General features: G+C 39.9%; 20 protein-coding genes and 1 riboswitch. Of the genes, 11 read left to right on the top strand and 9 right to left on the bottom strand.

The window, feature by feature from the left end; all coding sequences use genetic code 11:
• Nucleotides 1-133: 133 nt before the first annotated feature.
• Nucleotides 134-469 (top strand): Fis family transcriptional regulator, encoded by a 336-nt coding sequence (locus LMH66_RS05115; protein ID WP_229368794.1) that lies wholly within the window; start codon nucleotides 134-136, stop codon nucleotides 467-469.
• A gap of 133 nt (nucleotides 470-602) precedes the next feature.
• Here LMH66_RS05115 and fadE read toward each other — a convergent pair whose 3' ends face one another.
• Complete coding sequence (fadE, locus tag LMH66_RS05110; RefSeq protein WP_102526084.1) at nucleotides 603-3050, bottom strand: acyl-CoA dehydrogenase FadE; 2448 nt, start codon at nucleotides 3048-3050, stop codon at nucleotides 603-605.
• A gap of 243 nt (nucleotides 3051-3293) precedes the next feature.
• Between fadE and LMH66_RS05105 the strand changes: the two genes are divergently transcribed.
• On the top strand, nucleotides 3294-4073 hold the full coding sequence (locus LMH66_RS05105; protein WP_229368793.1) for a class II glutamine amidotransferase: 780 nt from the start codon (nucleotides 3294-3296) through the stop codon (nucleotides 4071-4073).
• Nucleotides 4074-4285: 212 nt separating this feature from the next.
• Here LMH66_RS05105 and LMH66_RS05100 read toward each other — a convergent pair whose 3' ends face one another.
• The 3 genes from LMH66_RS05100 to trhA form a co-directional block, all read right to left on the bottom strand.
• Nucleotides 4286-5005 (bottom strand): DUF3108 domain-containing protein, encoded by a 720-nt coding sequence (locus tag LMH66_RS05100; RefSeq protein ID WP_420709401.1) that lies wholly within the window; start codon nucleotides 5003-5005, stop codon nucleotides 4286-4288.
• A 183-nt stretch (nucleotides 5006-5188) separates the two neighbouring features.
• Nucleotides 5189-5533: an MGMT family protein gene (locus tag LMH66_RS05095; RefSeq protein WP_102526082.1), complete on the bottom strand. Its 345-nt coding sequence runs from the start codon at nucleotides 5531-5533 to the stop codon at nucleotides 5189-5191.
• 96 nt (nucleotides 5534-5629) lie between these two features.
• A complete protein-coding gene (gene trhA / locus LMH66_RS05090) occupies nucleotides 5630-6310 on the bottom strand; it encodes a PAQR family membrane homeostasis protein TrhA (protein ID WP_102526081.1) in 681 nt (226 codons plus the stop codon).
• Between the two features lie 428 nt (nucleotides 6311-6738).
• On the opposite strand from trhA, the gene LMH66_RS05085 reads away from it, so the two are divergent.
• From LMH66_RS05085 to LMH66_RS05045, 9 genes are all read left to right on the top strand, one after another.
• Nucleotides 6739-8070 carry a hypothetical protein gene (locus tag LMH66_RS05085; RefSeq protein ID WP_229368792.1) on the top strand — a complete coding sequence of 444 codons (1332 nt, stop codon included), beginning with the start codon at nucleotides 6739-6741 and terminating at the stop codon, nucleotides 8068-8070.
• Between the two features lie 204 nt (nucleotides 8071-8274).
• A riboswitch (TPP riboswitch) is annotated at nucleotides 8275-8373 on the top strand.
• Nucleotides 8374-8614: 241 nt separating this feature from the next.
• Nucleotides 8615-10648, top strand: coding sequence for a phosphomethylpyrimidine synthase ThiC (thiC, locus tag LMH66_RS05080; RefSeq protein WP_229368791.1), 2034 nt, complete (start codon nucleotides 8615-8617; stop codon nucleotides 10646-10648).
• 2 nt (nucleotides 10649-10650) lie between these two features.
• Entirely contained in the window at nucleotides 10651-12372 is a 1722-nt protein-coding gene (gene thiE, locus LMH66_RS05075; RefSeq protein ID WP_229368790.1) for a thiamine phosphate synthase, read from the top strand.
• On the top strand, nucleotides 12362-13153 hold the full coding sequence (locus LMH66_RS05070; protein ID WP_102526077.1) for a HesA/MoeB/ThiF family protein: 792 nt from the start codon (nucleotides 12362-12364) through the stop codon (nucleotides 13151-13153). The genes thiE and LMH66_RS05070 overlap by 11 nt, the downstream gene beginning before the upstream one ends.
• Before the next feature lie 26 nt (nucleotides 13154-13179).
• Entirely contained in the window at nucleotides 13180-13383 is a 204-nt protein-coding gene (gene thiS / locus LMH66_RS05065; RefSeq protein ID WP_102526076.1) for a sulfur carrier protein ThiS, read from the top strand.
• A gap of 1 nt (nucleotide 13384) precedes the next feature.
• Nucleotides 13385-14149, top strand: coding sequence for a thiazole synthase (locus LMH66_RS05060; protein WP_229368789.1), 765 nt, complete (start codon nucleotides 13385-13387; stop codon nucleotides 14147-14149).
• 19 nt (nucleotides 14150-14168) lie between these two features.
• A complete protein-coding gene (thiH, locus tag LMH66_RS05055; protein WP_102526074.1) occupies nucleotides 14169-15278 on the top strand; it encodes a 2-iminoacetate synthase ThiH in 1110 nt (369 codons plus the stop codon).
• 148 nt (nucleotides 15279-15426) lie between these two features.
• Nucleotides 15427-15711, top strand: coding sequence for a chemotaxis protein (locus LMH66_RS05050; RefSeq protein WP_229368788.1), 285 nt, complete (start codon nucleotides 15427-15429; stop codon nucleotides 15709-15711).
• A 9-nt stretch (nucleotides 15712-15720) separates the two neighbouring features.
• Nucleotides 15721-17082, top strand: coding sequence for a putative metalloprotease CJM1_0395 family protein (locus LMH66_RS05045; RefSeq protein ID WP_267869085.1), 1362 nt, complete (start codon nucleotides 15721-15723; stop codon nucleotides 17080-17082).
• A 117-nt stretch (nucleotides 17083-17199) separates the two neighbouring features.
• On the opposite strand, the gene LMH66_RS05040 is transcribed toward LMH66_RS05045, so the two are convergent.
• From LMH66_RS05040 to LMH66_RS05020, 5 genes are all read right to left on the bottom strand, one after another.
• Entirely contained in the window at nucleotides 17200-18102 is a 903-nt protein-coding gene (locus LMH66_RS05040) for a LysR family transcriptional regulator (protein WP_229368786.1), read from the bottom strand.
• An 81-nt stretch (nucleotides 18103-18183) separates the two neighbouring features.
• Nucleotides 18184-19311 (bottom strand): DUF3541 domain-containing protein, encoded by a 1128-nt coding sequence (locus LMH66_RS05035; protein WP_229368785.1) that lies wholly within the window; start codon nucleotides 19309-19311, stop codon nucleotides 18184-18186.
• Nucleotides 19289-21028: a hypothetical protein gene (locus LMH66_RS05030; RefSeq protein WP_229368784.1), complete on the bottom strand. Its 1740-nt coding sequence runs from the start codon at nucleotides 21026-21028 to the stop codon at nucleotides 19289-19291. The genes LMH66_RS05035 and LMH66_RS05030 overlap by 23 nt, the downstream gene beginning before the upstream one ends.
• Nucleotides 20991-21950, bottom strand: a complete 960-nt coding sequence (locus tag LMH66_RS05025; protein ID WP_102526068.1) for an alpha-L-glutamate ligase-like protein — start codon at nucleotides 21948-21950, stop codon at nucleotides 20991-20993. Before LMH66_RS05025 ends, LMH66_RS05030 begins: the two co-directional genes overlap by 38 nt.
• Nucleotides 21950-23455 carry a UUP1 family membrane protein gene (locus LMH66_RS05020; protein ID WP_102526067.1) on the bottom strand — a complete coding sequence of 502 codons (1506 nt, stop codon included), beginning with the start codon at nucleotides 23453-23455 and terminating at the stop codon, nucleotides 21950-21952. Before LMH66_RS05020 ends, LMH66_RS05025 begins: the two co-directional genes overlap by 1 nt.
• Nucleotides 23456-23458: the final 3 nt, after the last annotated feature.

Here is a 23458-nt window from a genome sequence, read left to right as displayed (position 1 = left end):
TGAATATCTCATTGTTTATAAATCCCATGTGATATGTTCCGATAGTTAACGTTAGTCGTAAAATAATGACTAAGCTCAAAATCAATGGATAATAGCTATATGCTGTCACAATCAAGTACCAAGTAGAGCGCAGATGAAAAAGACCGACAAAAAATTAGATAATCAAATTAGAGATACGCTGACAGAGGTGTGCGAGGTATTACTCGAGCAATGTTCAGGATTTGAATGGTTAACCCATACTGTTAATTTCAATGCTTTCCCTGCGTCGTTAAAAGTGGTGTGTATTTTTGAAAATGATCCGCAGCTCACTCAATTAGCGTTGAGCAAAGAAGATACTTTTATTCAAAACTTAATCACCCATAAATTATTGCAACAGGGCATTAAAGTACAAGCCAAACAAATCGTGTTTGAAAGTGAAACACGATGTGAGGCGCAGCATAACGGTAATTGGGCACAGCGCTTGAAATGAGGTTTGGTATTTGACCAACTAAATAATAAAAAGATGACTTAAGTTATGTTGGCAGTTGCGCTATCGTTATTTTAATTAGAGGCATAAAAAAGGGAAGCAGATGCTTTCCCTTTGGCTTTAATAGACTAAAACGTTACGCTGCTTGTATTTGTTTCGCAACAGCAGCCGTTTTTGCTTCTAGTTCTTCTGAGTCGAAATCATCAACGTTAATTGATTTCAAACGCCCAACTTCAGCTCTTTCGAGTAATGCAACTTCAGCATCGCTTAACACGCCAAGTGCTTTACCTTCTGCAGCAATTTTATCTAACCACATGAATGGTAGACGTTTACCTGCTGCTTTACATACCTTGTCATACAATGGCTCTGAAGCCAGAATATCCAGTAAGGTTTGTTCTTGAATACCCACTACGTTGTGCTCTGAAGGCGTCCAGAATTGGCCTTGACCTAAGCGGTCTCGGCTGGCACACGGAGTTTGCATAATCTTTGATACTTTATGGTCCAGTACATCACTAGGACGCTTAAGAGGGCGACCAAACGGGAAGATAACAGCACGCAGTGCAAAACCTAGTCCCATAGGGAAGTTATCTAATAAGTCATCTAATGACGTTTGTAACTTATAAAGTGAATCTTCAACCGCCCATTGTACTAATGGTAAGTCTTCAGTTAAACGACCTTCGTCTTCATAACGTTTAAGCGTTGCTGATGCTAGGTATAGCTGACTTAATAAATCACCTAAACGTGCTGAAATACGTTCTTTACGTTTTAAGTTGCCGCCTAAAGTGGCCATTGCCAAGTCTGACAATAAGGCTAAGTTAGCACTGAAACGGTTCATCTGCTGATAGTAACGTTTTGTTTTATCGCTATATGGTGATTTAGAGAAATGACTTGATGTCACACCCATCCAGAAGCTTCGAACAAAGTTAGACATGGCAAATCCGATATGACCGAAAATGGCACTATCAAAGTTACTTAGTCCTTTGCCTGATGTGGTATCAAAAGCGGATTCCATTTCAGCAAGTACATATGGATGACAACGAATCGCACCTTGACCGTAAATGATCATCGAGCGGGTAAGAATGTTTGCACCTTCAACAGTAATTGCAATTGGCGCTGCTTGGTAGCCGCGACCTAAATAGTTATTCGGGCCAAGACAAACACCTTTACCACCGTGGATATCCATCGCATCGATAACACACTTTTGCATTCTATCGGTAAGATGGTATTTAACGATGGCGGAAATAACCGATGGCTTTTCACCTAAACCAATCCCTACAGTCGTAAGAGAGCTTACAGCGTCCATAAGGTAAGCATTACCACCGATACGTGCCATTGGCTCTTCGATGCCTTCAAGCTTACCAATAGGAAGCTTAAATTGACGACGAATACGTGCATAAGCACCCGTTGCGAGAGCAGCAGTTTTTATGCCACCAGCAGAATTTGAAGGTAGAGTAATACCACGACCAACCGATAAACATTCAACCAGCATACGCCAGCCTTGACCTGCCATTTCTGGGCCACCGATGATGAAGCTTAATGGTACAAAGACTTCGTTACCGCGCGTTGGGCCGTTTTGGAACATACAGTTCAGTGGGAAGTGACGGCGACCTGTTTCAACACCTGGAATATCCGTTGGGATAAGCGCACAAGTAATGCCTAGATCTTCAGTATCACCTAATAAGCCATCGGGATCGCGTAATTTAAATGCTAAACCTAATACAGTAGCAACAGGGGCTAGGGTGATGTAGCGTTTGTTCCATGTTAGTTTCATACCTAACACTTCTTCGCCCTCAAATTCCCCTTTACATACCACACCAAAATCTGGAATGGCGCCAGCATCACTACCAGCTTCTGGGCTAGTTAATGCAAAACAAGGTACTTCTAAACCTTTTGCAAGACGAGGTAAGTAGTGGTCTTGTTGCTCTGGCGTTCCATAGTGCTGCAATAATTCACCAGGGCCTAACGAGTTTGGTACACCTACTGTTGAAGCAAGTTCACTACTTAAACCAGCAAGTTTTTGTAATACACGTGATTGAGCGTAAGCAGAATATTCAAGACCACCGTATTTTTTCTTGATAATCATGGCAAAGAAACCTTCGTCTTTCAGGTATTGCCATACTTCTTGGGGTAAGTCAGCTAACTCATGAGAAACTTGATGCTGGTTAACCATTTTACACACAGTTTCAACAGGGCCGTCTAGGAAGGCTTGTTCTTCTGCAGTTAAACGCCCTTTAGGGTAATTGTGCAATTTATTCCAGTTTGGGTTACCGGCAAATAAATCAGCTTCCCACCATGTGGTTCCAGCTTCGATTGCTTCTTTTTCTGTTGAAGACATTTCAGGCATGATGCCCTGATAGACTTTAAGCAATGGACGTGAAATGAAGTTTTGGCGAAATGATTTTACGTTTAGCGGTAGTGCTAAGACTAAAAAAACAATCCATGCCACGATACCAACAATATCTAATACGCTGCCAATTAGCATGACGACTGCAGCGGCGATGGTAGCCGTGAGTAGCGATACTCGCATATAAGTGGCTGCGCCGAGCACTGCGATCATGGCGATGATCCAAGTCAGGGTAGTCAATGTCTTTCTCCTTAAAGCATTCAAAAATTGAGCACTTACAAATTAATGATCCTATTCACAGAAGTGACTTGTGGTCAGACCTCTATCACATAAAATTAAACCTTACTGCACACGATTACAAGTTTTTTCAAACAATTGTTTAAAATATTTTCTACAATAAAAATATCCCAAAAATGTTTTGCACTAGGTACAATAGTTATTAGATAAAATTATGACTTATAAAACTTTTTAAGGCGTTTCCCCATGTGTGAGTTATTAGCGATGAGCGCTAACGTTCCAACTGATATTGTGTTTAGTTTCACAGGTTTAGCTGAAAGAGGCGGTGTCACTGGTCCTCATGTCGATGGCTGGGGAATTACTTTCTATGAAGGCAAGGGTAGCCGTACTTTTAAAGATGCTTGTCCAAGCAGTGAATCACATATTGCCAAATTGATTAAATCTTACCCTATTAAAAGTGAGATAGTGGTTAGCCATATTCGTCAGGCTAATCGTGGTTGTGTGTCACTTGAAAATACCCATCCTTTTACCCGTGAGTTATGGGGTAAGTATTGGACATATGCTCACAATGGTCAGTTATCTGATTATCAAGAAAAGTTTGTTGTTAATCGTTTTCAACCGGTTGGCGATACAGATAGTGAATTAGCATTTTGTTGGATTATGGAACAAGTGTTAGTTGAATTTGGCTCTAAGCAACCTGAAGATATGAATCAAGTGTTTACATTTATAGCTGGGTTAGCCGACGAAGTAAGAGCCCTTGGTGTGTTTAATATGATTTTGAGTGATGGGATCGATTTAATGACCTATTGCAGTAATAACTTATGTTACATCACCCGCCGTGCACCTTTTGGCAAAGCAAAGTTAATTGATACCGATGTGGTTATTGATTTTGATAAAGAAACCACACCGAACGATGTGGTCACTGTGATTGCTACTAGACCACTAACTAAAGATGAAGAGTGGCATATTTTAAAACCGGGTGAATGGAAGCTATTCAGACAAGGTGAGCTTCAGGCCTGCAACTGATTGTAGATATTAATTTGAACTCTTTGTGATAGAAGAAATATCTTTGTGATAATAAAAAGTGACAGTCGATAATCGACTGTCACTTTTTTTGGTTAAAACTTAATTACTTGGACATTGAGCAAATGTAGATTTAAATCTACAAATATTAGTACCAGAACGTCTGTAAAAAACTTTACTATTATATGGGGTGTTTCAAACACCTGCTTTGTAGTCTATTTAGTAAAAGGTACAAGTGTTTCGTTTTCTATAGGCTCTAAAAATTGATAATTATCTATTTGTATGTCGAGCTGTTTACTGCCTTTTGAGAAATGGCTTAACCTTATTGGTAAGTAGCCTAAATCAGGTGCCATCCAAAAAAATGTCTGACGTTTTTTGCTGGTTCTGACAACTTCAATTTTAATGGTGTCGTATGAGCCACTTTCAAGTGTCATTAATTCTTTACCAACAATCTTAAATTCGTAATCATCTAACTCTTTTTCTTTGACCATGGTGTAGTGCAATTTTTCTGGAGGATTGTACATATCCATTCTAAATTGCAGTTGCACCATTAATGGATCGAGAATGTTGCTTTCGAATGTTAACTTTTCGCGCTCGTCTTTATATATAGTATGAATAACACCTTGCCCTTCAGCGAATACCGTTTGTTCACTATAGTCGCTACCGGTTCCTGAGCGTTTGCTCATGTAGCGGATAGGTTTTAATTTACCCTCTACTAATTGAAACTCGCTGCTAATATTACGCACATCAGACAACATCAATAAACTGACATCGCTATCGAAACGATATTGATAGTAACCATTATCTGAGGCCGGCAGTTGATAACGAGCCTTGCCTAAATGAATACTGCCATAGTAAACATTATATTCAGCATTGTGAGCAGCAAGGGGCTTGAGGTAGTTAGGTGAATGTTCTATTTCTGTGTCTGTGGCAATATTCTGTGTGTGTTTATCTGATTGTTGTGCTGTGGTGATAGGGGATGTTTCGGCATTAACGGGTGAAAAAGGCTGCAGCAATAGGGCTGCTATTACTACTGCAGTTAATGAAGTGTTATTTGTCGTAGTAATATTCGAAAAATCGGATAATAATTTAACCAAAGCAGTACCTACGTAAGAGAGTTAAAAAGGTAACGATAAAACCAATGTCGCCATATCGGGTTTCCATTCAAATTTTGACAGTGAAATTTTGCCTTTGTTCACTTCAATTCCTTCTGATCTTAGTCGCTCTTGTTGGTTTTGGAAATTAATCGTGTTGAGTTTAAAAGATATTTTACCTTGGCTATTGATAACTCTATGCCAAGCTAAGTTTAAATGTGGTGGTGCTTCTTGTAGTGCTCGAGATACATAGCGAGCACGACCAGGAAGTCCTGCTAAATCTGCAACTTTGCCATAGGCAAGTACATTGCCTTCAGGGATCATGTTGACGATAAACCAGATTTTTTGTTTTGGCGAAAGCGGATTCATTCAATAATCATCACAGCAAAAACAACAGCATAATCTATCAGTTGCTTGATAGGAATCTTTGCAAAGTTAAAGTGACGTTTTATTTGAACAGAGCATTTAAATCACGGCTAAATAGATGCACAAAAAGTGTGATAATGCGCCAGCGAGTACAAACAAATGCCATATAGCGTGGTTATACGGAATACGCTTATTAATGTAGAAAATGACACCTATGCTGTAAAAGGCTCCGCCTGCTAATAGCAGATTAAAACCTAAATCTGTCATACCTTTGATGAGATCATTCATAACCGTAACGCATAACCAGCCCATAACGAGATATAGGATGACACTAAAGGCTTTGAAGCGGCCGATAAAAAGTGTCTTGAATATGATGCCACCCAGTGCAAGTATCCAAATAGCAGCCAAAACAATATTTGCTTGTTCCCCGTCTAAGCTAATCAGCATAAGGGGAGTGTAAGTGCCGGCAATTAATGTATAAATGGCACAATGATCGGCCATTTTAAAACGTTTTCGCCAAAGTTGTGATTTGCTTGAATGGTATAAAGTTGATGCTAGAAATAGTAAAACGATACTGAGACCGTAAATTCCGATGCCAAGCATCTCAGTGGTATTTAAATGTGTCGATCCCTTAACTAACATTGCCACCATGGCGACGAGGCCTGCTAACACTCCTATTCCATGGGTGACACTGTTTGCTAGCTCTTCAGTCGCACAATAGTCAGACTGAGAGCATGAGTTAGTTTCAATTTTGGGCGCCACATTTAACTCAAGAGACATCTTGGTATACAACTTAATAAACTAATTGGAAAATTAGAGTAACAGCTTAAATTGTAAAACACTAGATTTTTAGCGTACATGTGTAAGCTAAATTTAAAAGTGTATTAATTCAGTTTGTTAGCAAAGTATTATGTGTTTTATGGTCTTCTCGATGCTTTATTGAACTAATTTAAAGATTGAGTATCAGATAATATTCAGCGATTAAAACAGTAGTGAATGCTTGTAGTGAATGTCAGTAGCATTAGCCTTTAGAGACAGCAGCTGTAAGCAGAGATTAGGTTGACCAAGACTAGACAATCAAACCAATGCTTTATTCATCGCTTGATAAATCGTTTTAACACGGACATTTTTTAACACTAACTTTTTTACACTATATGCGATAAAGCGTTATAGCGTTTTATAATCACCAAGGCGATAGGATGCGCTAAATGACCCACAAGCATGAACCTAAACTTTTAACAAAAGAGCTATCTACTTCGTCGTTAGCTGCTGTAAAGGATAGTGCTTCATCAAAACAAGACTCGCCCCATGCAAATTTTAATGAAGAGATTAACCTAAGCGAATCTACAAATTTCAATCAATCTTGTTCAGAAGATATTCAAAGTCATATTATTGCTAGCGATGCCGTTTCTCAATATGTAAATGATAGCGATAACATTGAGCTTTCTGAATTAAACTTTTCTCTAGCCTTAGCCATAGCAAGCCAAAACCACAACGAATCATTAAGTTTTGATGAGCCATTTCAACTTGATGAATCTTTTAAATTAGATAGTAAAATAACTCAATCAAATTATTCATCCGCAAAAGATATTGGTACCGTTTCTAAATTTAAAACGATAAGGAAATCGTTAACTCTAACCGTGTTTATGGTAGCAATTGCTCATATTTTAGCTTTTGTCATATTGCTAGTTCTTGCTGAACAGACAGTCAACATTTTCGTAGAAATCGCCACCTCGAAACAAGAAAATCAAACTGAAACGAAAGAGATCAATGCTTATTTTATTACTGCTGAGCAGTTAGACAGCCTAATCAATCAAGATACGTCAGCCTCAGACGTGAATGAAACCCAAATTGATAACACAGCTACTGAACCACAAGATAACGCCATTACAATACAAGATGCAGTCAAAGAGGAAGTCATAGAGGAACGAGTTGATGATGCAACAAGTGTAGAAACTAAAATCAATACTGTTAATTTACCTGAAATGAATTCATCTGATAACCAATTAATTGAAGTTAAAGAAATTTATGAAATCAATACGATAATTGAAACCAAAGAAGATTTTAATTGGGCAAATATAGACAGCATGTATTTACAGCAAGAAAAGGATGATGATGTAAGCTCCCATTTGTTTAAAGACAAAGAATTAAATCAACACTTATTTACAGGAACAAATGCAGTTAAGCATCAAGTATTGAAAAACTTAAATCAGCAAGCACTTAATACTTTAATTTCACAGCAAGCTCATTTAGCGACCTCAAAGAGTGGGGCAAGTTTAAGCGAGCTCACGCCTGAGATGTTTGATATTGAAATTATCGAGATTGAAGACAAGCGACAAGCAACCACACTTGACCATAGATTAGACCCCAATAGAATTATGAAACATGGGGAGACATGCTATCGTATTGTGCCATTACCTACGCAAATTAATCCTCATGCAGAAGGTCTAGGTTTTGCTGAGCCCTGTGATAGTGCAAAAATGAAGCAAGCCTTGAGCAAGGCAATTCAAAATAGATTATCTAAAGTGCAATTACCTTAAACATTTGCTGACTATTTATCCATTTTTGAAACCAATCATTGCTTTTTCTCTTAATAATAATTCACTTAATATATTAATTTGATATTCATAGCTATAATTTCTGCTTAATATCAAATGCTTATCGCGTGAATTAATTTGATTGATTCTTGTGTTTGCCTGACTTTATTTCACTTGTATTTTATTTCATTAGCTGAGTATACTGCTTGCATCTTGTCGGAGTGCCTTATGGCTGAGACCGTTTATTCGGGATCCGTTGAACCTGATCAGGTTAAAACCTGCGAAGGAAACAAGCAGTTAATTTGCTATTTCTTCTTATTGTTTATGTCCAATTTAATTCAACAAACGTTGAAATTGATGTTGAAACATACAGTGTGATTTTGATTGTTCTTTACCTTTAGAATGACCAAAAATACAAAAAGAGTATCCAAAATTTATGGATGTTTTTTAAACATTAAATGCAAATTACAGAGTTATGTATAACTCGCTCGTCATCAACACACCTCTCCAGACAAGCAACTCTATTTCATTAATTTTGAGGTTGCTAATGTCAAATCGTCGTCAAACCCGTGAACAAGCCCAGGCTTTCATTGATACGTTAAAGCCGCTACAACACCCTAATTCCGAGAAAATATATTTAAGCGGATCCCGTGAAGATTTATTAGTCGGTATGCGCCAAATTCATCAGACAGACACCATTTTAGGTGGCAGCGACGATGCTCCAGTAACAGAGAAAAACCCACCAATCAAAGTGTATGATTGTGCAGGTGCTTATTCAGATCCCGATGCTGAAATTAACGTTCGATTAGGTTTAAACAAATTTCGCGAAAGTTGGATTGATGAACGTAAAGATACCGAGCAACTTGCAGGTGTGAGTTCTGATTTTACTCAGCAACGATTAGCGGATGATGGCTTGGATCATTTACGTTTTGAAGCGTTAGTTCCCCCAAAGCGTGCTAAAACGGGTAAGTGTGTGACTCAAATGCACTATGCTCGCCAAGGTATTATCACACCAGAAATGGAATACATTGCCATTCGCGAAAATATGGCCCGTGAGCAAGTTACCGATGAAATCCTTACGCAAAAAGCACCAGGTGAAGCCTTTGGCGCAGTGATTGGACAACCAATTACGGCTGAGTTTGTTCGTGATGAAGTGGCTCGTGGTCGTGCAATTATTCCATTAAATATCAACCACCCAGAAGCTGAACCCATGATCATTGGGCGTAACTTTTTAGTAAAAGTAAACGCGAATATTGGTAATTCTGCGGTGACGTCATCAATCGAAGAAGAAGTCGAGAAATTAGTCTGGTCTACCCGCTGGGGCGCGGATACGGTTATGGATTTATCAACTGGCCGTTATATTCATGAAACGCGAGAGTGGATCATCCGAAATTCACCAGTACCCATTGGCACGGTGCCGATTTATCAAGCGTTAGAAAAAGTGAACGGTGTTGCTGAAGATCTTACATGGGAGGTATTTCGCGATACCTTGATTGAACAAGCAGAGCAGGGCGTTGATTACTTTACTATTCATGCTGGTGTGTTATTGCGTTATGTGCCGATGACCGCCAAGCGGTTAACTGGTATCGTTTCCCGTGGTGGTTCAATCATGGCGAAGTGGTGCTTAAGCCATCATAAAGAAAGTTTTTTATATGAACATTTCAAAGAGATCTGTGAAATCTGCGCCGCTTATGATGTGTCTTTATCTTTAGGTGATGGCATGCGCCCTGGCAGTATTGCCGACGCGAATGATGAAGCACAATTTGCAGAACTCGAAACCTTAGGTGAATTAGTAAAAGTGGCTTGGGAATATGATGTGCAAACCATCATTGAAGGTCCTGGTCATGTGCCAATGCAATTGATTAAAGTGAATATGGAAAAGCAACTCGCCCATTGCGATGAAGCGCCATTTTATACTTTAGGCCCACAAACGACGGATATCGCTCCCGGTTACGATCATTTTACCTCAGGCATTGGCGCTGCAATGATGGCTTGGTATGGCGTTGCTATGTTGTGTTATGTCACGCCAAAAGAGCACCTAGGTTTACCCAACAAAGAAGATGTTAAACAAGGTTTAATTGCTTATAAAATTGCAGCTCACGCAGCAGATGTCGCAAAGGGTCATCCTGGCGCTCAAATACGTGATAATGCATTGTCAAAAGCCCGTTTTGAATTTCGCTGGGAAGATCAATACAACTTAGGTTTAGACCCTGATACAGCCCGCGCTTATCATGATGAATCTTTACCACAAGAATCTGCCAAAGTCGCCCATTTCTGTTCTATGTGTGGTCCAAAATTTTGCTCAATGAAAATCACACAAGAAGTCAGAGAATATGCAGCAAAGCAAGAAAAACAAGCACAAAGTGCAGTAACAGAGCAGCTAGTATCAGTTGTGGATGCCAGCGAATTTAAAGCGAAACAAGTTTCAGATGCTAATGCTGAAAAACAAGTCATTGAAGTTAATGCGGCGATGGCGAAGAAGTCTGCAGAATTCAAAGCCACAGGTTCAGCACTATACCACGCCGTATCTGACAAACCGCTTGTCACCCCAGAGGCTGAGCTTGAAGAGCTTGAGGGGTAAGCATGCACAGGCCATACGACCTTAAAAAAGTGCAAGCTAAGCCCGTGCAAGCTGGGCAATTGCAAACTAAGCCTATCGTCTGGACCATAGCAGGTTCAGATAGTGGCGGCGGCGCGGGTATTCAAACTGACTTAGCAACCATAAATGATTTAGGTTGTTTTGGTTGCAGTGTCATTACCACAATTACTGCGCAAAACTCAGTTGCAGTTAATTTAGTCGAACCCGTTTCAGAGGCGATGCTAGAAGCACAATTGACGGCGCTCTATGACGATTTACAACCTGCAGCAATCAAAATAGGATTGATTGCTAATCAGCAGCAATTAAATGCAATTGCTTGCTGGCTAAATGCTTTTAGACAGCGAAATATCGCAAATCAGACTGTGCCGGTGATTGTTGATCCTGTCATGGTGGCCAGCTGTGGTGATGGTTTAAATCAAACTGACGAATTAGATTTTAGCCCTTTTAAAGGGCTGATGACGTTAGTGACACCTAATGCTGCAGAGTTATTTAGGCTAGAAGGTTTAGCTAACATAGCCAATCCCCACTCTAAAGTCGGTTTTCATCAAGCTGCAACAGCGTTAAATCAACTCTTACGTTGCAATGTGCTTGCAAAAGGTGGTGATGCCGAACCATGGCAAGGGGAAACTGCTAGTGATCTATTTGTATGTCAGCAGGTCAATGGCGTCAGTGAGTCACATCAATATCAACAGATTTGGTTAACTTCTCAACGAATCGATACTGATAATAATCATGGCAGTGGTTGTACTTTATCAAGTGCTATTGCCTGTTTTATGGCATATGGTTATGTGCTGCATGATGCGATTGTGATGGCCAAAGCTTATGTGTCAAAAGGCTTAATCAACAGCGTGCAATATGGCCAAGGTACGGGCCCAGTTGCTAAAACAGGCTGGCCTGAAGATATTAGTTTATACCCATCTATCAGCTTTTATTATGATCACCAGCCCTGTGATTTATTTACTTCAACCACGCAAAGTGGTTGCTATGACAATGGTTTTCCCCAGTTATCACAAGAGATTGGAATTTACCCTGTCGTAAATGATGTCGTGATGCTCGAAGCGCTGCTTAAGGCTAATTGCACCACAGCTCAATTACGTATTAAGCAGTCAGACAATTTATTACTTAAGGATATTGAGCAACAAATTCAACAAGCAATAACGTTAGGACGAGACTATAACGCGCAAGTGTTTATTAATGACCATTGGCAATTAGCGCTAAAGCATGGTGCTTTTGGAGTTCATTTAGGCCAAGAGGATGTTGAATTGGCTAACCTGGACTCGATAAAAGAGGCTGGTATTGCGCTGGGTTTATCAAGTCACAGCATCTTTGAAATCTTATTAGCTCATCAGTTAAAACCGTCTTATATCGCACTCGGGCATATTTTTCCTACCACTACGAAAGTGATGCCATCAGCACCGCAAGGACTGGCTAAGTTAGCGCATTATGCTGCTTTGCTTAAACCTGTTTGTCCAACGGTAGCAATAGGTGGGATTAATAAACATGTGCTCGATGCTGTTAAAGCAACAACAGTGCGCAGTGTTGCTGTAGTAAGGGCGATTACTGAAGCTAACTACCCTGAAACGGCATTTAAACAACTGTCGCATCAGTGGTTCAGTGACAGTACTGGTATTAGTACTAAAAGTCAGTATGAAAAAGAGCCTAACGACAGTAAATATATGATCAAAGGGAACAGTGATGATGAGTAAGCTAACGGATAAACAATATATCCGTTATTCAAGTCATGTGTTGTTGCCTGAAATTGGTGAACTTGGTCAGCTTAAGTTATTACAAAGTTCAGTGTTAATTATTGGTGTTGGCGGGCTGGGTCATGCCGTGGCTCAGCAACTGGCTGCGGCAGGCGTTAAACATATTACTTTAATGGACGATGACACTGTTGAGCTTTCAAACTTGCCAAGGCAGCTGCTGTTCAACGAGCAAGACATTGGTCAGCTTAAAGTTAACATTGTAAGGCAGAAACTGAGTACTGCTTATAGCGATTGTAAAATCACAGCCGTCTGTAAACGCTTCACAGCTGAAGACTTTTATTCAGTTGATTCAGTCAATTCTGTGGACTTAGTATTTGACTGTACAGATAACTTTGCTTCGCGATTATTGATTAATCAGGCGGTGGTAAATGCAAAAGGCGTGTTGATCAGTGCTGCGATAAGTGGGGCAAACGGTCAGTTATTCTGTATTGATCATAGCAAGCAGAGCAATTTTCACGGTTCAGGATGTTATCAGTGTCTTTATCCCGATGACTCCAATGTCAGTCAATCGTGTGCCCAAGCAGGCGTATTAACATCAGCCTTATTATCCATGGCATCGATGCAATCGTTATTAGGACTTAATTGGCTAACAAGTGATGTAAGCCAACGTGATCGATTAAAAGGGCAGTTGCACTTATTTAACGCCCATAACTTACAGTGGCGAAAAGTCACAATGTCACAAGACCCAGATTGTTGTATTTGCACTCCAAGTTGCATTTAGGACAAGTTATTAGTGTAGGAATTGACATGATTACAATTGAATTTAATGGACTAGCTCAAGAGCTAGGTTACAACTCAAGTTTATTACAATTAATAGAGTTGAAAAACCTGAACCCAAAGTCGTTAGCACTTGTGCTTAATGACCAAGTGGTACCGAGGAGTCGCTGGGCGCAGATTGAGTGCCAACATAGTGACAAAATTGATGTTTTCTCAGCTGTAGCAGGTGGTTAATATGCTATCTATTGCCGATCACCAATTTGATTCAAGATTATTTACGGGCACAGGAAAGTTCTCCGACACTAAGACCATGTTAGCGGCTATTGAAGCCTCTCAGTCGCAATTAGTCACATTAGCGATGAAACGTATCGATCACAATAAAGATTTTGATGACTTACTGACACCATTGCAGCAAATGGGCGTAAAGCTTTTACCGAATACTGCAGGCGCTCGAAATGCTAAAGAAGCCGTATTTGCTGCTGAACTTGCCAGTGAAATGTTAGCGACAAAATGGATTAAATTAGAAATCCATCCTGATCCTAAGTATCTGATGCCAGATGCGATTGAAACATTAAAAGCGGCCGAAATACTCTGTGCAAAAGGGTTTATGGTTTTACCCTATGTACATGCTGATCCAGTGTTATGTTACCGGCTTGAAGAGGCAGGCTGCGCGGCTGTTATGCCACTCGGTAGCCCAATTGGCAGTAATCAAGGGTTAGCCACAGAACCCTTTTTAGAAATTATTATTGAGCAAGCTAACATTCCTGTAGTGATCGATGCAGGGATTGGCGCGCCATCTCAAGCTTGCAGAGCAATGGAAATGGGCGCAGATGCAGTATTGGTTAATACTGCAATAGCCAGTAGCGCCGATCCGGTGCTGATGGCTAAATGCTTTAATCAAGCTGTTAACACTGGTAGACAAGCTTATCTTGCAGGGTTGGGCAATGTGGAAAAACAAGCAAAACACACCAGTCCATTGACAAATTTTCTGAATTTATGATTAAAGGTTTACGTTACCAATGAGTTTTCTTGAACAGTTTAAGCGGTTAAACCTCGATGACTTATCAATGCGCCTATATAGCACGACGGCAGATGATGTTAAGCGTGCACTCAATCACCCACAAGGTAGTATTGACAGTTTAATGGCATTGTTATCACCAGCTGCTAAACCATACATAGAGCAAATGGCACAACAAGCTTACCAGTTAACAAGACAGCGCTTTGGTGCAAATATCGGGCTATATTTGCCTTTATATCTGTCAAACCTTTGCGCAAATGAATGCGATTATTGCGGCTTTTCTATGAGCAATAAACTCAAGCGCAAAACCTTGTCTGACAATGAATTGCTGGCTGAAATGAAGATCATTAAACAGCGAGGGTTCGATTCAATATTGTTAGTATCAGGGGAGCATGAAACCAAAGTTGGCATTGACTACTTTAAGCATGTATTGCCCATAGTGAAGCAAGCATTCAGTTATGTAGCGATAGAGGTCCAGCCGTTAACTCAACCTGAATATCAAGAGCTTGTTGAGTTAGGGCTTGATGCTGTGATGGTATATCAAGAAACCTACCAGCCGCATACCTATAGCAAGCATCATACTCGCGGTAAAAAGAAAGACTTTGCTTATCGGCTTGAAACTCCAGATAGAGTGGCTGCAGCTGGCGTTGATAAAATCGGTTTAGGCGTGTTGCTGGGACTGGATGATTGGCGACTTGATGCCTTTGTGATGGGTCATCACTTAGCTTATTTACAAAAGCAATATTGGCGCACTCGCTACAGTATTTCATTGCCTAGATTAAGACCTTGTACTGGTGGCGTTTCGCCAAAAGTGGAACTGACTGATGAAGGTTTGGTACAGATGATCTGCGCATTCAGATTATTTAATGCACAGCTTGAAATTAGCCTGTCGACTCGTGAAACACCTGAGTTTAGAGACAATTTACTGCCGCTTGGCGTGACAAATATTAGTGCAGGCAGCTCTACTGAGCCTGGTGGTTATCAAAATCCACATACTCAACTGGATCAATTTGAAATCAGTGACGACCGTAGCGTTGAGCAAGTGATTGAAAAAATGCAGATTAAAGGATTAAATCCAGTTTGGAAAGATTGGGAGCGGGCTTGGCATTAATTTAACTTTTACGTTCATCATTGTAGTACTGTACAAACTTGTATTCATGGATGATAATTAACCAATTAGTGAGTTAAGTCTAACGTGAGTGTTGTAAATAAATTTATTGTATACACGGTTAGATTTGGGTTTAAAAAGGAATGATCAAATGCAAATACCTTCTGCAATGACTTCAGGAATACAAGGTTTACAGAGTGCCCAAAATGATTTGGCACAAGCAACGACAGCTGTCGCGGCGCCTGAGCCCACTACAACGACTCCAGTTAAAGTTGAACAAGATACCGTTACGTTAAGTTCTCAAGCTGCACAATCACCAGATAAAGTGTCTGCGATCATTGATGCTGAACAAGCAGTGACTCAAGCTCAGGCATCTGCTGAAGTCATTGATGTGGCCTCTGAAAATGTTGGCACTATTATAGATTTATCTGTTTAAAATTCAGAGATGAACGTACAAAGTCAGCCACTTCAGCAAGGGACAAGTTCTCTAAATCGTCACAATACTTCGAGTAGTAAAAGTGTTGTGGCTGATTCTGCCATAAGTAAAACGGTCTCAACTGTCCCTGTAACAAATAAACCCGTTTCAAATGCATTAAATACCAATAATATTAATCATAATGTTCTAAGTCCTGAACTTGTCAGCGCTGATGTTAACGACCATAACGAAACGATCAGTGTTACAAAAAAATCTTCAGTATTGGCCTCATCTTCAAGTTTCAATTCCAGTACAATTCAGTCAAGCACAATTCAGCCCAGTTCAATTCAGTCCAGTTCAATTCAGTCCAGTTCAAATTTTCACGCAGGCTCCCTGAGTTCGAAGCCATTAACAACACAGAGTGTCGTTAATTCAAGTCATTTGAGCCCGCAATTTAATTTGAAAAGTGGACCAGTATCGGTTTTAGGTGTCATTTCATCTTCCAAAACTACAGACATCCAGATTGATGGCCAAGCTAATCAAATCGCTGGTGGTCATTCAAATTCTGTTAACACGAGTTCATTGACCACATCTGCGTCAGTGAGCGCTTTTGAGGATACGACTAATGATGTAACGTCCCGCTTACGAGAAAGCGATAAAAGCTCTGCTGCTTCTACGCTGGTGGCGACGGATCAAAAAGACGCTATTGCTAATGTCGATGAAAATAATAGTACAAACGAAAGTAACAACGACATTCAAAGTGACAACAGCAAAGCTGAAGCTGAACAAAAGGCACAAGTAAAACAAGATGTGCAAGATTCACATCAAGCTGAGCAAGAAAAACAACAAGTACAACTTGATACTCAAATTATTAATGAATTATCTAAAAGGGATGCTGAAGTAAAAACCCATGAACAGGCGCATGCAGCTGTTGGCGGAAGTTTTGCTCAAACACCCCAATATACTTATGAAAAAGGCCCAGACGGAAAACGGTATGCAGTAGAGGGGGAAGTAAAGATTGATGTTGGTGTAATAGAAGGTAATGCTCAAGCTACTTTCAATAAAATGCAAAAGGTTTACGCTGCAGCAATGGCTCCGGTTCAACCTTCTACAGCAGACATTCAAGTCGCTAATGAAGCGGTTCGAAAAATGAATGAAGCTAAAAAAGAGCTTGTATCTGAAAGACAAGAAAAGGTGCTAAGCACTGAAGAGTCTCAACAAATCAATCAATTAGCTCAGCAGTTGGATGAGCAGCAATTTACGCCAACATACCCATTTGATCAAACAAATGATGAAGGAAGTGAGCAAGCTAACAATGCGAGTATTTCTCGTATCAAGGATTCAGCGATTAACGCCGCACAAGAATATTCATCTATTAATATTGCCGTATAACACTTCATCACTTTTCAAGTCATTCAAATCAATTCAAACTAATTACATTCAAAGTAATTGCATTCAAAGTAATTGCATTCAAAGTAATCAAATTTATTAGCTAATATGAATAGTTACCTATTCAACCACCTGATTAATATCATGTTGTAATAATATCAATGACTCTAATAATTTAGATGCTGGCCCTTGTTTATCCCTATTTGGAACCACTAATGAAAGTTGTACCTTACGACTTTTACTGCCTTTCAATGCCAATCTTTGCAGTTCACCTGATTTAATCTCATCCTCAATTAAGTAAGCTGGTGCCCAACAAAAACCAATGCCTGTTTTTAAAATTGTTTTCGCTTCATGAAAATTAGAAACCGTCCAACGTTGTTCTGCTTTTAGCCAACCAGTATCTGATGCTTTATGGGTTGCTGTGTCTTTAATGACAATCTGTAGATGTTGAGCTAAAACTTGGTCATCAGCTATAACATCTTGCTGAGCTAATGGGTGAGCGGGCGAGCACACTAGATATAATTCTGACTCACATATAGGCTCTGCAACATGACCTTTAGCGGGGATCCCACAGATGGCAATATCAGCAGTGTTATTTAAAATTAGTTCATGAGTACCAGAAATAACAGAGTCGATAATCGTTACCCGCGTGCCGCGACTATGGGGCAAAAATGCTTTTAAGGCATCCACTAAATAGTGCAGAGGATAAATGATTTCTCGTGCAATGGTTAAGTTAGGCTCCCAGCCCTCGCCAAGATTGCTCGCAAGTTGTTCGAGTTCATCTACTGTTTGGGTTAAATGTCGTGAACGACGCAGTAAAACTTCGCCTTGTTCTGTGAGATAGGCTTTACGGCCTTTAACTTCGAGTAATTGGATACCCAATTGAGTCTGTAGTTTTGCCACGGCATGATTAAGAGATGATTGGCTTTTGTTAAGCTGTTCAGCAGCTTGGGCGTAACCACCGAAATCAACCACAGATTGAATAATTCGCCACTGCTCTAACGTGGATTTAGCTCTACTCATGTATTAAATTACTCATGCTGGGGTAAACTGCAAAAATAAGGGGTAACAATCGTTACCCCTTAATCATCACTAATATCTTACTTACTTGTTTTTACTCGTGTCATTTTTAGGTGTCACTTGTACAGGTAAGTACTTCATCGTCGCTTTTGTTTCAGCAAGATATGGCCCTTTATGAAGGGTTTCTGGCCAATCAAGCAACATCATGGCTAAAACATTTCTGTGTTCACCCATGACCATATCTGGATTTCCACGTGGTGAAGGGATCAGTTGGTATTCAGGGTTAAACGATGCTGCTATGTGGTTTTGCGTCTTCTTAATGACAGGATGATCACGTAAACCTGTTAAATAGAAACTGATCCCGACTTCAGAAATAATATCGTCTGTGGCATCGGTAAGGATACGGTCAATGTTGTCATCAAAGTAATCTAAAATCCATTTAAACTCTTTGGCACTTACTTCTTGTTGATAATAACCGCTTGCAGCAAAGATAAAGTGAGTCATGCCATACAATTTATTTCTGAATTGTCTTTTATCTAATTCGCTATCTTTATCATTAGGGTAAGCGGCAATGAAAGCTTGTTTGTAATCATCGACGTAGTTTCCGACTTCAAGTTGTTCTGCCCAATACGCGTAATTGATCAGTTGTGCAGCCCAAGATTTAATCATCTTAGGGTCAGTCAATGCAGGTTTAAGATCATATGCTTTTAATGCCGTAACCATTTTTTGATGGCAAGGACCCATAAAACCTAACTCGTCCGTACGACTGGCATAACGTAATAAAATATCACTATAAAAGATAAATTCTGGGAAGGGCTTCAGTGCTTTCTTTCTCGCTTTTGCACGAGGGCCTTTACCTAATACACTTATTGCTTCATTGGCTTGCTGTTCGATAAACTTAGGCTTATCAATATTACAGGCAAAATAGTTTTGACGTTCAGTAATCGTGATTAAATCTATCAAGGCTGCATTTGTATACTTTTCATCACCCGTCATTCGGTACATTCTTAAACCATAGTGCCCTTGAATTCTTGGTGGCAGAGAATACATATTTTGTTCAAGGTTAACCTGTATCGCACTTCTTACTTGTTGGTGTGTTAATGGTGTTGCGGTTGATTTTTGGTCATCGGCAGCGAAGGCTGATACCGAAGATACTATAAATGATAAACCAATTAAGCACGATAACGATTTACTTTTGCGAGTGGCCAGCATTGAAGGCTCTCCTGATGAGTGAAGATGGATCATTGGGTGGAGTAAGTATAATGAACATTTGCTCCATTAGGGTTAAATTATCTTCATTAACCACCAAAATATCAAAAACTTGACGTTCTGTTACTGAAGATTTACTAGATTCGAAAATCATACTAACAAGGCTTTGATGCCAAAGAGGTAAATAATAGTTAACCCCTTCATTTGCAATACCATTGAAGCTAAAAGCTAAATCAGTAGCGTATTGCCACTCTTGATTGAAGCTATCTTTAAAAGCCATTGATAACTGTTGTTGCTTTGAGGGCTCATTCAAATAGAAGTCAATAATAACTTTGGAACGTATAACACGTAATTGCCGACGATAATCTTGAACAACTTGCTCGCGTTGAGATAATACAGAATCGTTTTGCTGGCGTAGGTATGCAGACAGCCAATATTGCCCTAATAAATGGTTATCAGCAGATTTTCCCTGTTTATTAATCAGATAAAATTTATTACCCCGTGCTAAACCTGTAACAGCTTCTGCAATTGCATTAATCAACTTATTTGCTTGTCTTTTATTAGAGATAGTTTCTGAATAACTGATGCTTGCTTGTGCAAATTGATGTCCGATCACGGGATAACGAATAACATGGGTGTTAGTCTGACCAGTTGGGCTAACAAACAATTCTCCGAGTAGACGTTGTTGGTGCCATACACGATAAATTGTATTTTTAACGCCATCTTTGGTGTTAGTGCGGTTTGTGTCGCTTGTTTCAACTGTTTTAGTGTCGGTTATGTCACTGAGATTCAATGCTTCTATTCGAATCCCCAAATTTTCTAATTGAGTAAATACACTTGTAAAAATCTCATTTGCAGACTGAGGTCCAGAGTAGGGCTGGTGAGGTAATGAAGCAAGATGTTGCCCAATGTTCCAAGGTGCAAGGTTAATATTACTTGTTTGTTGCTGTAAATATTCATTAAGTGAAGTGGCATTGAGTATTTGAGTGTTAAGTGACTCGAAAGCCGTTGCTTGCAAAAGCTGCTTAATAATATCTAATGACGCCGCATTTTTATCTTTTGCTCGTGATTGGTAAGCAAGCCAAGCATTTTTTCTACACTGTTCGTTAGGTTGTGACATTAAGTATTTAGCTAGACTGACATCCAGATTTGGCTTGGTGGTTTTCAACATTGAATTGGCAGTCGGTGTGTCTGAGTTATGGCTTGTTTGAGTCGGTAGCTGACAGGTTTTATCGTTGAAAACCATAGCAATATGCTGATTTGTTAAATTTCTGCTGATGGTTGCCTGAGCATTATGCAGCTGTGATTTGGTATTAATATCGAGCTGACGCTGTTTAACCTTAGTTAATGTTTCAGCCAAAGAGGAATAGGGGGGCTGTGATTGCGACAGATTCATTATTAACTGATCAAGTTTTGGTTCTAAAAGTAGTGTTTGTAATTCGTCAGCTAAATGTAACTGACACATTAATATGCTTTCTCGTTGGCTATTAATGGCCAAATCACGATAGTAATTTAAACGATCATTAATGTTATTAAGGCCTAGGGTGAGCTGCTCAAATTGAACGGCCTGTTGGGAAACAGACCGAGTTAAGTCTAATTCAGATAGCGAAGGCTGGTAACGCAAGCATTGTTGGATAAACAGGTTTAGAGGGTTGGCAACTGCGGGAGCAGTTGCCAATAAACTAAAAGTTAGGGTTGCTGCAAAAATGTTTTTTAGCATAAGCGACACGTTCTTCCACTGATAACGTCGGCCCTTTCAGGCTTTCTACGTGTTTAAGTCGGTCTAAAATTCCTTTTCCGTTCGCTGTTTGAATTGCTAATCCTGGTCGTGCATTTAACTCTAACAAAAGAGGGCCACGGACTTTATCTAACACCATGTCAGTGCCCAAATAGCCTAATTCACACATTTCATATGCGCTTGATGCGGTATGAAGTAGCACGTCCCAATTAGGTACTTGGATTTGAGAAAGTTCATAATTGGTATCAGGATGCCTAAGCACTGGCTTATCAAACTGAACCGCATACAAACTTTTACCCGTTGCAATGTCTAAACCGACGCCCACAGCACCTTGGTGTAAGTTTGCTTTACCGTCTGAAGCCGCTGTTGAACAGCGAAGCATGCCCATTACTGGATAGCCTTTAAAGACGATAAGACGAATATCAGGTACACCTTCGTAACTAAAACCGTCAAAAATTGGGTCAAATTCAATTAAGCCTTCGACTAATCCAACATCAGGTATCCCACCCAATGAGAACAGGCCACTTAAGATATTAGACACATGGCGATAAACTTCATTTGGCGTTACTTCATCGCCATTAGGTTTGTAATAACGGCCATTTTCAACATGGGTAATAACCAGAATACCTTTACCACCAGACCCTTTAGCGGGTTTGATAACAAAGCCAGTTCTGCCTAATACCATTTGTGGTATTTCGTTAATTTTATGCTGCTCTTCAACAACACCAATTAGATCAGGTACTGCAATATCATTGGCTAAAGCTAACTGCTTAGTAATGAGCTTATCATCTACGCGTTTATAAAATTTGCGTTGATTGTACTTACCAATGTAATCGATATTGCGCTTATTCATATTCAATACGCCATTTCGACGTAATTCCCAAGGCCAAGCGTAATTCTTCATTACTTATCCTCAGCCAGTGGTTTAAAGCGTTTTAACTCAGTTAGGCGATAACCTGTGTATTGACCCATTACCAGTACCATAGCCAAAATAACTAAGTGAATGCCAAGGAAGTTAAATACCCAATGTTGGATCCAACTGTTACTCATCGCGAGGTAAGCTAATGTGGCGACAAATAAGCTACCACCCCCAGACATAAATACTGACTTAGGACCTTCTTCTTCCCAAAGGATAGACATACGCTCAATGGTCCAAGCAAGAATAATCATAGGGAAGAAGGTAATCGTTAATCCTTCACTGAGCCCCAGCTTGTAAGATATAAGCGTGAACAACCCAATAATAAATATCACCACAATAATCACCGCGGATATTCGGGATATGAGCAAGAGATTGAGTTGCGATAAATACGAACGAATCATTAATCCGAATGCGACAATCAGTAAGAAACCGATTAGACCAGTCAGTAAAGTGGTTTGAATAAATGCCAATGCAATCAGAACCGGCATGAAAGTACCAGAAGTTTTGATACCAATGATGACCCGAAGGAATACAACAACTAACACACCGATAGGGATGAGTAAGATGCCTTTAAAGGTACTTTGTTCCTCAAGGGGTAGCTGATAAAGCGAAAAGTCTAACGAATCAGTGTTCATCATCATGTCAATAGAAGTCGCTAACGCAGAACGAGTTTCCTTTAACATTGAGAAATTAACTTGTGAATTACTACCACCAATGACATCAAGCACTGACATGCCGTTGTGTTGCCATAGTACTAAGTTATCTGGGCGACCTTGCTTGTTGTTTTCTACATCAAATAAAATCCATTCACCATCTTGGTAGACTTGAACGTAAGGATTAAGTTGTTGACGACGACGTTGATCTTCTAGCATCAAGCCACTAACTAACTTGGCTGGAACACCTTTTGATTGAAGCATTTGCACAAAAAGCTGAGTTCGCGAATTAACTGATAATAGTAATGCAAGGTTTTGCGATTGGTTACTATCATTAATCACATCCATTAACTGTTGAGCATAAGAAATGTTACTCGCACTTCTTTCCCATACTTGGTTAATGATTTGTTCAGCTGCACCACGTTCAGTAACTTGCCATAAAAACGGCTCTGGGGTGACAGGCTCTTCATCAGCATCAACTTTTAGTTGGCCAGTAGGCACTAATGTCACTCGATAGTATAAAGACTGACGACCAGATGCTTCACGAATTGACCAGACCGCGCGGCGGTCTTCGCCTTCAGAAATATTTAATCCATAACCGGCAGATGTAGCATTTTCTGCTAACACATCAAATGCAGGGTCTTGAGGTAGAGAAAGCGAGGCTTCAGCTGGCTTGCTAGTACCGTTGAACATTACTTTTGCTTCAACAGACCAACTTTGAACTTGTTTGCCTGGAAAAAAAGGAACGTTGTGTTCAACGCTGCGGTAAATACTTGCGCTGATCCCTGATATGAATAATAGGGCTACAAAGATAAAAAATGGCTTACGAGAATGCATTTG

The organism is Shewanella sp. 10N.7, assembly GCF_020806285.1.
GTDB classification, from domain to species: domain Bacteria; phylum Pseudomonadota; class Gammaproteobacteria; order Enterobacterales; family Shewanellaceae; genus Shewanella; species Shewanella electrodiphila.
This window is presented reverse-complemented; position numbering and strand designations above follow the sequence as displayed.